14 protein-coding genes and 1 pseudogene are annotated in these 16,112 nt (G+C 26.0%); 4 read left to right on the plus strand and 11 right to left on the minus strand.

Going from position 1 to position 16,112, the window contains the following annotated elements; translation table 11 throughout:
* The 7 genes and pseudogenes from BUE91_RS04430 to lepB all read right to left on the minus strand — a co-directional run.
* Positions 1-464, minus strand: a pseudogene (locus BUE91_RS04430) (hypothetical protein); the annotation flags it as partial.
* Positions 465-617: 153 nt separating this feature from the next.
* On the minus strand, positions 618-1,361 hold the full coding sequence (pflA, locus tag BUE91_RS04435) for a pyruvate formate-lyase-activating protein (RefSeq protein ID WP_066900187.1): 744 nt from the start codon (positions 1,359-1,361) through the stop codon (positions 618-620).
* 141 nt (positions 1,362-1,502) lie between these two features.
* On the minus strand, positions 1,503-3,479 hold the full coding sequence (locus tag BUE91_RS04440; protein WP_073508080.1) for an SIMPL domain-containing protein: 1,977 nt from the start codon (positions 3,477-3,479) through the stop codon (positions 1,503-1,505).
* A 71-nt stretch (positions 3,480-3,550) separates the two neighbouring features.
* Complete coding sequence (locus tag BUE91_RS04445; RefSeq protein ID WP_066900184.1) at positions 3,551-4,672, minus strand: cysteine desulfurase family protein; 1,122 nt, start codon at positions 4,670-4,672, stop codon at positions 3,551-3,553.
* A 46-nt stretch (positions 4,673-4,718) separates the two neighbouring features.
* A complete protein-coding gene (locus BUE91_RS04450) occupies positions 4,719-6,290 on the minus strand; it encodes a glycoside hydrolase family 57 protein (protein WP_083573774.1) in 1,572 nt (523 codons plus the stop codon).
* Between the two features lie 12 nt (positions 6,291-6,302).
* The gene (locus BUE91_RS04455; protein ID WP_066900182.1) at positions 6,303-6,692 is read right to left on the minus strand and encodes a GNAT family N-acetyltransferase; all 390 of its coding nucleotides are present in this window, start codon (positions 6,690-6,692) and stop codon (positions 6,303-6,305) included.
* A complete protein-coding gene (gene lepB / locus BUE91_RS04460; protein WP_073508082.1) occupies positions 6,685-7,983 on the minus strand; it encodes a signal peptidase I in 1,299 nt (432 codons plus the stop codon). The genes BUE91_RS04455 and lepB overlap by 8 nt, the downstream gene beginning before the upstream one ends.
* Positions 7,984-8,198: 215 nt before the next feature.
* Between lepB and glpX the strand changes: the two genes are divergently transcribed.
* Entirely contained in the window at positions 8,199-9,215 is a 1,017-nt protein-coding gene (glpX, locus tag BUE91_RS04465) for a class II fructose-bisphosphatase (protein WP_073508083.1), read from the plus strand.
* A 92-nt stretch (positions 9,216-9,307) separates the two neighbouring features.
* Here glpX and rpmB read toward each other — a convergent pair whose 3' ends face one another.
* The 4 genes from rpmB to BUE91_RS04485 all read right to left on the minus strand — a co-directional run bounded on the left by rpmB (position 9,308) and on the right by BUE91_RS04485 (position 11,894).
* Entirely contained in the window at positions 9,308-9,571 is a 264-nt protein-coding gene (rpmB, locus tag BUE91_RS04470) for a 50S ribosomal protein L28 (RefSeq protein WP_073508084.1), read from the minus strand.
* A 216-nt stretch (positions 9,572-9,787) separates the two neighbouring features.
* Entirely contained in the window at positions 9,788-10,564 is a 777-nt protein-coding gene (locus tag BUE91_RS04475) for a MetQ/NlpA family ABC transporter substrate-binding protein (protein WP_066900177.1), read from the minus strand.
* Positions 10,564-11,226 carry a methionine ABC transporter permease gene (locus tag BUE91_RS04480; RefSeq protein ID WP_066900174.1) on the minus strand — a complete coding sequence of 221 codons (663 nt, stop codon included), beginning with the start codon at positions 11,224-11,226 and terminating at the stop codon, positions 10,564-10,566. The genes BUE91_RS04475 and BUE91_RS04480 overlap by 1 nt, the downstream gene beginning before the upstream one ends.
* Positions 11,226-11,894, minus strand: coding sequence for an ATP-binding cassette domain-containing protein (locus tag BUE91_RS04485; RefSeq protein ID WP_066900172.1), 669 nt, complete (start codon positions 11,892-11,894; stop codon positions 11,226-11,228). The genes BUE91_RS04480 and BUE91_RS04485 overlap by 1 nt, the downstream gene beginning before the upstream one ends.
* A gap of 306 nt (positions 11,895-12,200) precedes the next feature.
* Here BUE91_RS04485 and BUE91_RS04490 point away from each other — a divergent pair, with 306 nt between their 5' ends.
* Genes BUE91_RS04490 through BUE91_RS04500 form a run of 3 tightly spaced genes read left to right on the plus strand, consistent with a single transcriptional unit; the run spans position 12,201 to position 16,067 of the window.
* The gene (locus BUE91_RS04490) at positions 12,201-13,229 is read left to right on the plus strand and encodes an ABC transporter substrate-binding protein (protein WP_073508085.1); all 1,029 of its coding nucleotides are present in this window, start codon (positions 12,201-12,203) and stop codon (positions 13,227-13,229) included.
* 50 nt (positions 13,230-13,279) lie between these two features.
* Positions 13,280-14,989, plus strand: a complete 1,710-nt coding sequence (locus BUE91_RS04495; protein WP_073508086.1) for an ABC transporter permease — start codon at positions 13,280-13,282, stop codon at positions 14,987-14,989.
* A gap of 13 nt (positions 14,990-15,002) precedes the next feature.
* On the plus strand, positions 15,003-16,067 hold the full coding sequence (locus BUE91_RS04500; RefSeq protein WP_066900167.1) for an ABC transporter ATP-binding protein: 1,065 nt from the start codon (positions 15,003-15,005) through the stop codon (positions 16,065-16,067).
* Positions 16,068-16,112 lie beyond the last annotated feature (45 nt).

Consider the following 16,112-nt stretch of genomic DNA (forward strand, 5'->3'; position numbering starts at 1 on the left):
TTTTCTGAAAATAATGTTAATTTTATTTTTTCTATATCATTATTTTCTAAAAAATTACTATGTGTTATCTTCTTTCCTAATATATCTACTTTTAGTCCTAATCCTAAATAGTTCTCTTTTAACTTAAAGTTTACTCTCTTTCTTAGTTCTATATTCTGGGATAAGTATTTTACTGCAAGTTCTAAATCTCTTCTCATAAAACTATATTTTGGAATATATTCATAAGTTTTATCATCTGGGACTTTCTTGACACTTACATTCTTCTTATTTTCATAATCACCATATTTTCTATCTTTAACCATATCTATTAATGAAGGTAACAATCTAATCGTACTTTCTACTCCATCTGCTCCAAATGTCGTATCAACACCAAAAGTTAATTCTCCACTTATTTTACTCTTTTCATCTTTTGAATAAACAAAAGAAGATAATAATAGTAAAAATAATACCTTTTTATGTTTCATAACATATTTTTATGATAAAAATATCATAATCCTCCTTTTTATTACTTAACCAAGTTAACTTCAAAACATTATATATTAAAAAGATTGATTTTACAATTAAAATCCAAAATAAAAAATAGCCTGATATATATATCAGGCTATAATACATGACTTTTACTTAACCTTGTATAAAGGTAAATCATATTTTAAAAATATTTCTTCAGCAATTTTAATTTCTTCTTTAGTCGGTGTTGGTGTATCTCTTAATTTATATTCTTTTTTCATTTTATCCCATTTTGGTGTACCCATTTGGTGAAAAGGTAATATATCTACCCTTTCTACATTCTTAAACTTAGAACAATATTTAGCCCAATTTTCTAAATCTTTAGGATCATTAGAATATCCTGGAACTAAAACATATCTTAACCATACTGGTTTATTAATACTTTCTAAATAATCTGCCATTTTTAAAGTTGGAGCTAAATTAACAGATGTTAATAACTTATATTTTTCTTGATCTATATGTTTAATGTCAAGTAATACAAGATCTGATAATTCTATAGCTTGTTTAGCTTTTTCGGTAAAAATATAACCCGAAGTATCAATGCAAGTATGTATTCCAGCTTCTTTACATAATTTAAATAATTCTATTATGAAGTCAGATTGAAGTAATGGTTCACCACCAGAAACTGTAACTCCACCTGTTTTAATAAATCCTTTAACTTTCATAATTTCCTTAAATACTTCCTCTGGTGTCATTAATTTTTTATGATCTTTTAAATTCCATGTATCTACATTATGACAATAAAGGCATCTTAATGGACATCCTTGCAAAAAAAGCACAAATCTTATACCCGGTCCATCTTTAGTACCAAATGACTCAAACGAATATATATATCCTGCATTTTTCTTTTCCATATATAACACTCCCTAATAAGTTATATAACAATTATATAATGAAAAATTTTTAAATGCAAATAATATAGATATAATTTTAACATGATTGAATTTATCATTATTGTTTAATTGTAAAAATATTTTTCGTTTCTTAGTATGAAACTATTTTAAATTAATAATAGCCTCTATTCCCATATTAGCATTATATGGTTTAACAAATATTTTATACGGATTTTCTTTTGATCTTTTTATTATCTCCTCATCTGAAATATTTAAATTATATTCATAATTATCTCTATTTAAAATTAAATTATCTCTGCCATAGTATTTTGTCATTTCATTGTCTGTGTCCTTAATAGATTTAAAGCCTTTGGTTTCTATATTTTCTAATTTATTAAATCTAAGCTCCTTATTTTTTAAATCCTTAAAAAGCTCATCATAGAATAATTTTTGATAATTTTCAATATTATCTAAACCATAATTAATATATTTAATTTCTACCCCTAATTCTCTTAATATAGACACAATAAATGATAAATTTTGTATATCTTTTGTAACAATTTTAAGCCTATTATTAGTAATGTAGTTTGTAAGCTTTTCTGTTATTTCTTCTCTTTCAATCAAAGGAATATTATTATATTCTTCAAGAGCAATATTAATATTTAATTTAGAAAATTCTAATTTTAAAGCCTTATATTTTCTATTAGCTAAATTATATGCTTCATTAACGCTTTTAGCACTTTCTTTTATTTCAAGAAATAGCTCATTATTGTTCATATAAACATTAATATTATCACTATTAGTTAATTCTAAAAATCTTTGATAATTTAATGTATTAATCTTACCAACTTTTACCTTAAATATTGCTTGTTGTTCATTCTTAATTATTTTACCTAATTTTTTCTCATAACTTTCATATTTTTTAGTGTCAAAGGAAATATTTTCTATATTCTCATAAGAAATACCTGCACTTGATAAAAGTTTTTTTAATTTATTAAATACTTTGGCATTCTTATTATTTGAATCAATCATATCCTTATCTGACTTAGTATTTATAGATATTTCAAGATTTACTACATCAGCTTTAATATCCTTACTAAAACTAGAGTAAAGACTTAGTTCATTAACATATTTTTCATTTCCTTTACCATTATCAGCTATAAATTCTACAGCCAATTCATTTTGAAGTTTAATCTTTGGTATAGATATTTCAAGTCCCTTATTTTCCATATCTGATTCATAAATAGCTTTAGCACGAGCTATCATAGGAACAGCATATTGTTCTAAATCATTTGCAATATTAATTTTTCTTTCAAGTTCATCTACTAAATATCTATTTTCCTTAACTGATTTAATAGTTTTAATCTCATAATCTTTATTTATTAAAAATTTAGCTTTTTTTCTAGCTTTTATATATGCCTCTTCTACCATATCTAAATACTTTTCTTTTAAATTAGACAATGAATATTCTATATTATTTTCAATTTCTATATTTAATTTAGAAGCTATTTCAATTAATTTATTAATCTTGCTTAAATCCCTTAACTTAAATGAAAAATCATTTTCTATTTTATAATAAACATCATCTACTCTTAAGGTCTTTTCATATATATCTGAGAATACAAATTCAAAATCTCTTCCTAAATTTTTTCTTAATGTTTTAACTTTATTATTTATTTTATCATACGTTTCTTTTTTACTCTTACCCGTAGCAGATAATTTAAAGGTAATTAATCCCTTATTCATCTTATACCTAATAGCACCAATTTTTTCTAATTCATTAATAATCTTAGAACCATCATTAATATCAGAAGTTATAGAAAATGTCATATTTGTTTCATAACCATTCCCTTTTTCTTCTTTAAGTTTAGAAATCTTTCTATCACTAATATTATTCGTAACTACATTATCAAATTTAATTCCATTCTCATTTAATTTCATAAAGAACTCATTAACTTTTTCTCTATTTATACCCCTAGTTTTTTCTAAACTTTTACCCTCTGATGTTAATTTGAAGTTTATAAGTGCTGTATCGGCCATAATTTCTTTTTCTATTTTTTGATTAGTTGATATAGTTATTTCTTGACCTAAAACATTTAATCCTACTATTAAGGATAATAATAAAAATATTTTTTTCATACCTAACTCCTTTTAAACATTTATACATCTATATTCTACATATTCTTCATTATATTTCCCTTATACCACCCTTATTTTATACTTCTTATCATCTGTAAAAAAGGTATTAAGACTTTAAAAAATATGTCAATCTCTCTTTTATTATTATACTTAGAAAAACTTATTCTAATAGAACTTTCTACCCTTTCTTTAGGTAGATTTAAAGCCTTTAAAACATGTGAATCCTTCTTATTTGCAGAACATGCAGATCCAATTGATATAAATATATTATTACTTGCAAGAAAAGTTTGTAATACCTCAGATCTAGCACCAATAAAAGATACATTAATTATACTATCACTAGAATTTATAGGACTATTTACATGTACATTAGGTATGTCTGATAATTTTTCTAAAAAATATTTTTTTAGTTCTTTAATATTTTCCTTATCTTCCAAACTTCCTATTTCTATAGCTTTTAAAAATCCCATAACTAGTTCATTAGGCATAGTACGTGGAATATATTTATTCTCACTATTACTTCCATATATTTGTTCTTTAATTTTAACTCCATTTTTAATATATATAGCTCCTACACCCTTAGGACCATGTATTTTATGTGAACTTATAGATAAAAGATCAACATAAATCTTAGAAAAATCAAAATCAACATGATTTAATCCTTGCACAAAATCTATATGAAAATATGTATTACCATTCTTATTTTTAATAGCCTTTGATATTTTTTCCATATCCATTATTGTTCCTATTTCATTATTAACACCCATAATAGAAACAAGTCTTGTATCTTCTCTAATTAAATATATTAAATTATCTATATCTATATTACCAAACTCATCAACATCTACAAGATCTAGATCATAACCCTCATTTTTCAATTCTAATGCTGTGTTTAAAAGTGATGGATGTTCAATTTTTGAGATTATAAAATGACCTTTTTTCTCTTTTCTCATAACAGAAGTTAACGCTAAATTATTTGCTTCTCCACCACCAGAAGTAAATGAAAAATTATCAGGATTTAAACCTAATACCTTTTTAAATATATTTTTTCTATCTTTCAATATCTTCTTTATATCATAAGCCAAACTATATCCTGAATCAATATTTAAATACATTTCACTCATTACTTTAGACATTTCTTCTATTACTCTATCATCAACACGAGTAGTTGCCGAATTATCGAAATATATCATAATTTTACCTACTTTTCTAAAAATTTAGAAAAGAGGGTTACCCCTCTTATCTATATACTCTATAATCTACATTTTTAAATATATTATCTCTACCTTCTATTTCCTTTAGCCATTCTTCATCTATGCTTCCATGTATAATATCCTCATATATTTTAAATATTCTATAAGTATGATCTGATACTTTCTTTTCTGCATATCCAACCATAGTTTTAGTAAACATAATAAATGGCCAACAAGAAGTCTGAGCTAAAAATAGTTCTCTAGCAGCTTGATTTAAAGCCCTATACTCTAATTCATTTGATGGTTCTATTTTAGCTAATTCTATCATTTTAGAGGCAGCTTTATGTAAATGTCTATAAATATAGTCATTAGATCCATCTACCCAAACATCATAATATCCATTAGCTCCCCAGCTTGACATACTTAAATCAACAACCTGATTTAACTTATATACATCTAAATATCTTGAAGGCGTAATACTTCCAAAATTAGATTCTTGCATTGCCCTAAATATATATTCTAAAAATATTGGACCCTCATACCACCAATGACCATATAACTCTGCATCATATGGAGAAACTATTATTGGTTTCCTATATTTCATTTTACTTGATAAATAATCAATTTGTTTACTACGATTATATACAAAATTATATGCATGCGATATAGCTGTGTTTCTTGCTTCTTCTGGATTATATACCTTCTTAAATGTTCCTTTTTTATCTGTTATAGCATGATATTTTATACCAATATTACGTCTTATTCCATCACTATGTAAAAATGGTTTAATGTATTCATAATCAAGTTCATAACCAGCATCTTTATGAAACTCCCTATATGCACCATCTCCTGGATAGCCAACCTCAGATGACCAAACTTGTTCAGAAGATTCTAAATCTCTAGCAAAGGCTGCTACACCATTTTCGGTAAATACAGGGGCATAAACACCATAAACAGGTCTTGGATTTGCATTTTTTATACCGTGTGCATCAACTAAAAAATATCTAATACCCTCATCTTTTAAATATGCATCCTGTCCTTTATAATAAGCACATTCTGCAAGCCATATACCTTGAGGTTCTCTATCAAAATTACTCATATAATCAATTTTAGCCATTTTAATTTGTGCTTTTACAGCATTAGGAAAATCCTTCATCATAGGAAGCATTCCATGTGTTGCTGTAACTGGAATAATTTCTAAGTTACCTAAATCTTGAAAATATTTAAATCTCTTAATTAAATTTTTATCATTATCTAAGAAGTATTTTCTCGCATTGAAATATGTATCATAATTATGTACAGCAATAGCATACATATCTTCATATGGAGCTAATCTTTCCAATTCTAAGGTACAAAAATCAACTAATTTATCCATATGTTTTAAATATCTATTTTGCAACATTTCATCATTTAACATATTAGCTAAAGTTCCTGAAATTGTCATGGTAATATTAAAAGGTACTCCATCCCTAGTTAAATTTTCAAAAATATTTAGAAGTGGAATATATGTTTCTGTAATAGCTTCAAATAACCAATCTTCCTCTAAAAACTCTTCATATTCTGGATGTCTTACATACGGCAGATGTGCATGTAAAACAAGACTTAAATAACCTTTCACCATAATCACTCCTTATTTTTTCATTATCAATGCGTTGCTTCCATCTAAATAATATTTTTTTCTAATTGATATTCTTTCAAATCCAGTTTTTTCATAGAGTTTTATTGCAGCCATATTTTTTTCAGAAACTTCTAAAAAAACATCTTTTTCATATGAAATATTATGTAAAAGTTTTTTTGCATATCCTTTATTTCTAAATTTTTCTTTAATTGCAATTTCAAATAACTCATAACAATCAAAGCTATCAAGTATTATCATATATCCAACTAACTCTTCTTCATAAACACAAAAAATAGAATAATTAGGATTTTCATAAATACTTACAATATCATCATATTTTTTTTTGTCCAAAAAATTCTGATTATGTAAGTTTAAAATCTCTTCTATTTCTGTTTTATTCATTTAAAAATCCTATTCTATTAAATGGATACCATCTTAATAATAATTTTCCGTATATTCTTTCTTCTTTAACATATCCAAAAAATCTTGAATCATTACTATTTCTTGTATTATCCCCCATAGCCATATAGTAATTACTTTCTAACTCAATTTCTTCTCCATTTAATAGCTTAGTCATAACATCTTTATCATATTTAAAATCAAGTATTGGAAGTAGGAATTTACCTTCACTTTCTAAAACATAAGTATATCTTTTATTACTTAAATCTTGATCAATTCCATTTATTTGATCTAATGTATTAGTATTAAAGAAGCCAAATAGGTATTTATAATAATCTTTTGAAATATTCTTAGCTAAAAACTCTTCTCTTGTTAACTCTATTACTCCACTTCCATCAAATATATCAAGTTCTAATACTTTTAAAAGTTTAACCTTATCCCCCTTTTTAGGTATATATATTTCTGGATTGTTATATAACTTTAAAATCCCTTCTATAGTATATTCTCTATTTAAACTTGTTTTTTCACCATTAATATATATATTATGATCTTCTTCATTAATCTTAAATGTTGTTCCAGAAGTTCCAGTAATTCTTTTTGTATACATTAAGCTATTATCAAGTGGTTCTCTAAATGAAATAATATCACCTATATTAGGTTTTTTAAATCTATATAATACATTATTGGCAAATATTCTATCCCCAACTTTTATAGTTGGTTCCATAGAACCCGTTGGTATAGCATAATTCCCTAAATAATAACCTTGTATAATTAATACAAGAATAATAATAAACATAGAATTAACTATTTTTTTAATTTTATTTGAAAGCTCAATATTAGAATAAAAAATTAATATTAGTGAAGATATAGTTACTACTATATTCATTATTAAAAAGTATTTATCATCTACTCCAAACATTGCTTTTCCAAATATTATAAGCACTATATTTAATATAGCTACATGTTCATAATAGTATTTTTTTAAATAAAATCCTAAAAACATTATAAAGTTTAATACAACAGATATTATCGTTATTTTATTTTTAATAGGTAATATATCATTTCTTGTATAATCTACCTTTAATGCTAAAATCCCTAAAATTATCAACACTAATGTATTAAAAGATATTAAAATCTTATCATATCTAACCTTTTCATTTATTAATCCTAATTTTACTAAAAATTTATCTACTATTTTATCTATATAATCTACTACTTTCTTTTCTTTAAATAAATATATCAATATAATTATCGATGTAGTAATGTAAAAAAGTAGATATAAGAATATCTTCATATATGCCTCCTACTTTAATAAATTCTAAGTGTATTATAACATAAAAAAAATAAAAATAGAACAACACAATTTCTCCATATATATTACCCCGAATATATAAAAAGTCAATACTTAAGTCATTGTTATAAATTACACAAATATCATTTTACACTACTATCGTCATTTTTTTTATGATATAATTACATGTAGTAATTATAACCTTGAAAGGAGCAAAAATGAAAAGAGAATTAGCATTAGAATTTGCAAGAGTTACTGAAGCAGCTGCACTTGCTGCACATAAACTAGTTGGTAGGGGTAATAAAGAAGAAATAGATAGAGTAGCTGTTGAAGCAATGAAGATAATGTTAAATAGAATCAAAATAAAAGGTGAAGTTGTAATTGGTGAGGGAGAAATAGATGAGGCCCCAATGTTATACATTGGAGAAATTCTTGGTAGACCTGATGGGAAATATCTTGAAGTTGATATAGCTGTAGATCCTGTAGAAGGAACACGTATGACTGCACAAAGACAAGCAAATGCAATAACTGTACTTGCAGTTGGTAAAAAAGATTCATTCTTAAAAGCTCCTGATATGTATATGGAAAAATTAATAGTCGGTCCAAATGCAAAAGGTTTAATCGATTTAGAAAAACCATTACAAGAAAATATAGAAATTATAGCAAAAGCAAATAATAAAGAATTAAAAGACCTAACCGTTATAATCTTAGATAAACCTAGACATAAAAAAATAATTGAAGATTTACAAAAATTAAATATTAGCGTTTATGCCCTACCCGATGGTGATGTTGCTGCATCTATACTAACATGTATGGTTGATAGTGATATAGATGTTGTTTATGGAATAGGTGGCGCTCCTGAGGGCGTAATATCAGCAGCAGCTATAAGAGTTTTAGGTGGCGATATGCAAGCAAGATTAAAATTACGTAATGAGGTTAAGGGATATTCTTTAGAAAATGATAAAATATCAAAAGATGAGAAACGTAGATGTGAGGAAAAAGGTTTAGTGCTAGGTGAAGTTATTAAATTGGATGATTTAGCGAAAGATGATGAAATAATATTTTCTGCAACAGGTATTACTACTGGAGATTTACTTGAGGGTATTAAAAGACATGGAAATATAGCTAGAACACAAACATTACTAATTAGAGGAAGTTCAAGAACAATAAGATATATAAACTCAGTTCATAATTTAGATTATAAAGATGATAAAATAAATCATTTAGTTAAATAGATGCTATGCATCTATTTTTTTTCAAAAAAAAAGGGTGTCTTACATAACACCTTTTTCTATGTGAATCCCCTAAAAAAAGGTGATTTCACTTATTAATTTGCTGAAAATAAGATTTTTGAAAGTTTAGAGCTTAAGTTATCTTTATTTTCAAGTAATATTTTCTTCACTTGATCCTCATTTTTACCTTTTAATGTTTTCATTGCTTTTGTACTTACTCTAACTTTAACTTCTTTACCATCAATCATTAATTTCATAGTTTGAAGATTAGGTCTCCAAATTCTTTTAGTTGCTCTATTTGAGTGACTTACTAAGTTACCATGACCTACTTTTTTCCCAAATACTTCACAAATTTGCATATCTACACCTCCTAATTTACTTTTTACTAGATTTTAATTATACCATACTCACTAAGATTATTCAAGCAATAATCTCAATTGTTTTTAATTTACAAGCTATTATACACTAAAACAAGATAAATTGCAAACTTTTAAATTCTTTGTTAATAAAAAGCCTGTTTAAACAGGCTTTCTAAGTTAATTAAAATTATTTATTATCGGAATCTTTACAGTTAATTAAAATACTGGATAACCTTCTTCTTTGTAATTTTCAAGTAAGAATTTTCTTACTTTTTCTGAAGTCATTGCTTTTGTTAAGTCTTTTATTTTTTGGCTATCTTTATTGTCTTCTCTTGCAGCAAGCATTACAGCAAATCTAGAATCATCTGTTTTTTCTAAAAGAAGAGCATCTTTAACTTTTACCCCTATTTTTAGCATGTGTGAAGGCCAGTTGAAAGATAAATCAAATTCTTGGTAAGCTTGTACTAATGCTGGTATTGCAACAGGTGTAATTTTTAATCCTCTTATATTATCTCTAACATCTGACAAATTATTTAACCCTGTTTTTTTAGCAAGTTTTATAAACCCTTCTTTTTCAAGTATTCTTAAAGCTCTATCTTGGTTAGTCGGGTCACTTGGTACTGCTACTTTTGCCCCCATAGGAACTTGTGATTTGCTTTTAATTTTTCTTGAATAAAATCCAACATGAACGTCATATATAGGTTTAACTTTTACTAAAGTCCCATTATTTCTATCATTGAAGATTTGCATAAATGGCTCATGTTGATGGAAGTTTGCATCAAATTCTTTAGCATTTAACCCTATATTTGCTGTTACATAATCAGTTAATAATGAAATTTGTACATCATAACCTTGCTTTTCTAAATCCATTGCAGCGATTTTAACTATTTCATTCATAGGGTAACCTGCTGCTGCAATTTTAATAACTTTATCATTTGAAAAAGTTAAAGTTGAAAATAAAATTGTAAAAAATAATAATATTTTTTTAAACATTAAGAATCTCTCCTTCTTTTATCTAATTTTTCTGAAATTTTATTACCTATAATCTGTATTAAAAATACCATAACTATCATTATAGATACTACCTTATAAACCAAAGGATAGTTATACTCTTGATATCCATATCTAATGGCAAAATCTCCTATACCTCCACCACCAACTATACCCATAACAGTAGAATAAGATATGAAACTAATTATACTAGAAGTTAATCCTAAAATTAATGAACTTCTAGATTCAACTAACAGAAAATGCCAAACTATTTGAAAGCTTGTTGCTCTCATAGACAATGCTGCATCTATTATTCCTAAATCAACATCGTGAAATGACTGTTCAACAAATCTTGCATAAAGTGCTACTGCTACAAAACTTATTGGAAAACTTGCTGGTAATAATCCAAAAGCTGTTCCAAAAACAAATCTTGTTAACGGTATTAAAACAATAACAAAGATTAAAAAAGGGAAACTTCTTACCACATTAATATAAAAATTAATAGGTAAATATATATACATATTCTCTTTTAATCCATTCTTTTTTGTGATATATAGCAATGAACCTAATGGTATTCCAAATAATACTGCACAAATTGTTGGAATTAAAACCATAATAAATGTATCTTTAATAGATAAAAGTAATTCTAAAGTAAAATAATCCATTATGTTAATACCTCTTTTGCATATTCTAAATAACTAAATTCTTTTTCTTCACCAAGGTCCTTATTAACTTCAAATATTTCTAGAATTTCTCCATTTTCTATAACAGAAACTCTATCACATATTTTCTTTGCAACCTCTAATTCATGAGTTACAAATAATATTGTAGTTCCATAATCACTATTTATCTTTTTAAATAAAGATATAACTTCATTTTTAGTAATTCTATCAAGAGAAGTTGTAACTTCATCACAAATTAATAAATCCGGATTTGAAATTAAGGCTCTTGCAATAGCTACTCTTTGTTTTTGTCCACCACTTAAAAATGATATGTATTCATTTTTCTTTTCAAGTAAACCAACATATTTTAATACTTCTTCAACCTTTTCATCATTTTTCTGTTTTTTAAGTATTAAAGGAAGTGCTACATTTGAATATACGTCCTTATTATTTAAAAGATTTAATCCTTGAAATATTGATGACATTTCTATATTTTCATCTATATTAATCTCACCACTATCAGGCTTAATTAAACCTTGGACTATCTTTAAAATAGTTGATTTACCACTTCCAGATTTTCCAATAATTCCAAAAATTTCACCTTTTTTTAGTTCTAAATCTACATTTAATGTAAAATCTCCAATTTTTTTGTTGATATTTTTTAAATTCATTCTATCACCTAACTCATTTTAACACGAAAATTTTATCGATGTCTAAATTTTTTTAAAAATATGTCCGAAAATATATATTTATTTTAATTTTAAAGCAAATTATTCCATATTATGGAATTACTATGATTACACATCAGCGCTTTCGTCATATTAAATCCAACTTTGTGAATAATATATTTTTAAATTATTTTTTTCAATTAAATAACTTAAATTTTAATAAACTCATTTAAAAACTAGATATTTTCAAAATAATATAGTATAATATTAATGATAAAATATTAACAAACATATATTTGTGGAGGAAAAATGAAAAAATTATTAATAAGCATATTTTTAGGTGCTTTTTTGTTTTCTTGTGGCAATAATTCAGAAAACATAGCTAAAACAGATGAAAAATTAGTTTTTTATGCAGGATTACAAGAAGACCATGCAGCTTTAATAGCTGAAAAATTCACAGATGAAACTGGTATACCTACAGAATTTGTCAGAATGAGTAGTGGAGAAACTTTAGCTAGATTAAAAGCCGAAAAAAATAATATGGTGGCTTCAGTTTGGTATGGAGGTCCAGTTGATGGAATTATTGCAGCAGATTCTGAAGGTTTAATAGAAGCATACGATTCTCCTACATCTAAAGAAATATTAGAGCAATTCAAATCTGGTGATGGAAGATGGACAGGAATTTATGTTGGATACCTAGGATTTGTTGGAAATAAAAAGATACTAGAAGAAAAAGGATTAGAAATGCCTAAATCATGGAAAGATTTATTAAATCCTAAATTTAAAGGAGAAATAGTTGTAGCTCACCCTGGTTCATCTGGAACTGCTTATACTATGCTTGCATCTTTAGTTCAATTAATGGGAGTAGAAGAAGCTATGTCTTACTTTAAACAATTAGATGGACAAATAAGACAGTATACAAAATCTGGAACTGCTCCTGGAAGAATGGTTGGAAGCGGAGAAGTTGCTCTAGGTATTACTTTCTTACATGATGCTATTAAATATCAAAAAGAAGGTTATTCGGATATTATATTATCTGCTCCAAATGAAGGTACAGGATATGAAATAGGGGCTGTTGCTTTATTAAAAAATGCACCTAATAGTGAAGCAGCTAAAAAATTTATAGATTGGGTATTAACTAAAGAAGTTCAAGAATTAGGTAAAAGTGTCGGTTCATTCCAATTTTTAACTAACAAAAATGCAAAAAATCCTAAAGAAACAAAAGTAATTAAGGATACTAAATTAATAGATTATGACTTTGAATGGGCTGGAAGAAACAGAAAAGATTTAGTTGAAAAATATACTAAAGAAACTAGTTCAGCAATACCTCAAAAATAGATAAAATAATACAAGGGGCTATCCCTTGTATTTTACTTGAAAGGATATTTATGTCAAATTTAAAATTAAAAATGAAAGATAGCTTTAAAGATTTCAGGAAAATGTTAAATGACCCTATACTTATGACAACAATAATATTTTCAATAATTGTAGTAGCTTTCTTTATTTTAGTCCCTTTATATAACGTGTTTTTAGAAAGTATTAAAGTAAATGAAAAATTTACTATAATAAATTATATAGATTCATTTAAAAATTCAGGGAATTTACAAATTATACTTAATACTCTAGTATTAGGATTTACTACTGGATTAATTTCATTAATTGTTGGCTTTATATTTGCATATTTAACAGTATATATTAAAATTAAAGGTAAGGCTGTATTTGATTTCATAGCTTTACTTCCAGTAATTTCTCCACCATTTATAGTTGCACTTTCAACTATATTACTATTTGGTAGAACAGGTTTAATTACTAAAAAAATATTAGGGATTGAATATGAAATTTATGGATTTCATGGATTAGTTTTAGTACAAGTTCTAAGTTTCTTTCCAATAGCATACATGATGTTAGTTGGATTATTAAATAATATAGATCCATCTGTTGAGGAAGCTTCAAGATCTCTTGGGGCAAATAGATTTAAAGTATTTACTACGGTAACTTTACCATTAATGATGCCTGGACTTGCCAATGCATTCTTATTAGTGTTTATACAATCAATTGCAGATTATGCTAATCCATTTGTTATAGGAGGAAAATTTACTACTATAGCAGTTAAAATATTTCAAGAAGGAATAGGGAATTATCAATTAGGGCTTGCATCTGCACTATCAATAATATTACTAACTATATCTATTTCTATGTTTACTTTACAAAGATATTATGTTAATTCAAAATCATATATAACTGTAACAGGTAAGGCATCTCGCTTGAGAGAATTAATAGATACAAAATTTGCTACTATTACATCTAGTTTAATTTTAATATTACTTTCTATCTGTGTTATAGGAATGTATATATTAATACCTATTAGTTCATTTACAAAATTATTTGGTATAGATAATAGTTTAAGTTTATATAATTATAGAGAAATATTTAAATATTCAAACAGAATAAATCCTATTATTACTACTACAACTTTATCAATAATAGCTACATTTATTGCATCAACTTTTTCTATGATAATAGCATTTTTAATAGTTAGAAAAAAATTCTTAGGTAAAACTTTCATAGAATTTACAGTAATGATGGGTCTAGCAATACCTGGAACTATTATTGGTATAGGTTATGCCCTAAGTTATAACAAGGTATATAACATACCATTTACAAACACCGCATTAGTTCCTACATTAACTGGTACAGGCTTTATAATAATCATGGCATTTATTATTAGATCTCTTCCAGTTGGGGTAAGATCAGGAATAGCAGCATTAAATCAAATAGATCCAAGTATAGAAGAAGCTTCAACTATTCTTGGAGCAAATACAATGCAAACATTTACAAAAATCACTTTACCTATGATAAGAGAAGCATTCTTATCAGGATTAATATATTCATTTGCAAGATCTATGACTCTTGTTTCAACAGTAGTATTTTTAATATCTGCTAAATGGAAATTATTAACTCCTACTATCATGGATAATGTTGACCAAGGTAGAATAGGTATAGCTGCAGCATACTGTACTATACTAATAGTTATTGTTTCATTATTTATGATATTAATGAAAATCTTTATGAAATTATTAGAACCTAAAAATAAATAACAGGGAGAAAAAAATGAGTAAACCAATTAAATTAAATATACAGAATTTAACTAAAATTTTCACACCTAAAGGTAGAAGGGTGGTTGCTGTAGAAGATGTAAATTTAGAAATAAAAGAAGGAGAATTCGTCTGTTTATTAGGTCCATCTGGTTGTGGTAAAACTACTACACTTAGAATGATAGCTGGATTTGAAACACCAAGTTCAGGACATATTACTATAAATAATAGAGACATCGCTTATTTAACTCCTGATAAAAGAGGAATATCTATGGTTTTTCAAAACTATGCTCTATTTCCACATATGAACGTTTATGATAACATAGCTTATGGATTAAAAATACAAAAAAGACCTAAAGAAGAAATAAAGCAAAGAGTAGATAAGATTTTAAAATTAATGAAAATGGAAGATTTTGCAGAACGTGTTCCATCTCAAATGTCTGGTGGTCAACAACAAAGAGTTTCTCTTGCAAGAGCTTTAATAATGGATTCAGAGGTTTTATTATTTGATGAGCCTTTATCAAACTTAGATGCTAAGTTAAGATTACACATGAGAGATGAAATTAGAAAATTACAATTAGAAGTTGGAATAACTTCAATATATGTAACACATGATCAAGCTGAAGCAATGGCACTTTCAGATAAAATAGTAATAATGAAAGATGGAAAAATTGCACAAGTTGGTTCACCACAAGAAATATATCAAAAACCAAATTCAGAATTTGTAGCAAAATTTATAGGTAGAGCAAATATATTGGATGCTAAAATACTAGAAAATAGAGAAAATGAAACTTTAATTTCTATTTTAGGACAAGAATATTTAGTAAATGAAAAGGTAAATTATACTATAGGAGAAAATGTTAAAGTAGTTATTAGACCTGAATCTATTAAATTTACTGAATCAAAACATACTTTAGAAATATCTAAGAGTATATTTATGGGAGAAAACCATGAATATGAAGTTAAAAACGAAAATGATATTATAGAAATTGTTTTAAATAATCCTCATGGAAAAGAAATTAAAAAAGTCGGAGATAAACTAAGTTTTGTATTCGATCAAAATTCAATACATATATTATAGTAAAAGGGGCTATTTTGTAATAGTCCCTTTAAAATTACCATTTAT

The organism is Streptobacillus notomytis (assembly GCF_001902585.1).
GTDB classification, from domain to species: domain Bacteria; phylum Fusobacteriota; class Fusobacteriia; order Fusobacteriales; family Leptotrichiaceae; genus Streptobacillus; species Streptobacillus notomytis.

Coding starts and splice junctions, on each gene's coding strand:
- pflA (WP_066900187.1), bottom strand. CDS start 1,361: ATGGAAAAGAAAAATGCAGGATATATATATTCGTTTGAGTCATTTGGT.
- BUE91_RS04440 (WP_073508080.1), bottom strand. CDS start 3,479: ATGAAAAAAATATTTTTATTATTATCCTTAATAGTAGGATTAAATGTT.
- BUE91_RS04445 (WP_066900184.1), bottom strand. CDS start 4,672: ATGATATATTTCGATAATTCGGCAACTACTCGTGTTGATGATAGAGTA.
- BUE91_RS04455 (WP_066900182.1), bottom strand. CDS start 6,692: ATGAATAAAACAGAAATAGAAGAGATTTTAAACTTACATAATCAGAAT.
- lepB (WP_073508082.1), bottom strand. CDS start 7,983: ATGAAGATATTCTTATATCTACTTTTTTACATTACTACATCGATAATT.
- glpX (WP_073508083.1), top strand. CDS start 8,199: ATGAAAAGAGAATTAGCATTAGAATTTGCAAGAGTTACTGAAGCAGCT.
- rpmB (WP_073508084.1), bottom strand. CDS start 9,571: ATGCAAATTTGTGAAGTATTTGGGAAAAAAGTAGGTCATGGTAACTTA.
- BUE91_RS04475 (WP_066900177.1), bottom strand. CDS start 10,564: ATGTTTAAAAAAATATTATTATTTTTTACAATTTTATTTTCAACTTTA.
- BUE91_RS04480 (WP_066900174.1), bottom strand. CDS start 11,226: ATGGATTATTTTACTTTAGAATTACTTTTATCTATTAAAGATACATTT.
- BUE91_RS04485 (WP_066900172.1), bottom strand. CDS start 11,894: ATGAATTTAAAAAATATCAACAAAAAAATTGGAGATTTTACATTAAAT.
- BUE91_RS04490 (WP_073508085.1), top strand. CDS start 12,201: ATGAAAAAATTATTAATAAGCATATTTTTAGGTGCTTTTTTGTTTTCT.
- BUE91_RS04495 (WP_073508086.1), top strand. CDS start 13,280: ATGTCAAATTTAAAATTAAAAATGAAAGATAGCTTTAAAGATTTCAGG.
- BUE91_RS04500 (WP_066900167.1), top strand. CDS start 15,003: ATGAGTAAACCAATTAAATTAAATATACAGAATTTAACTAAAATTTTC.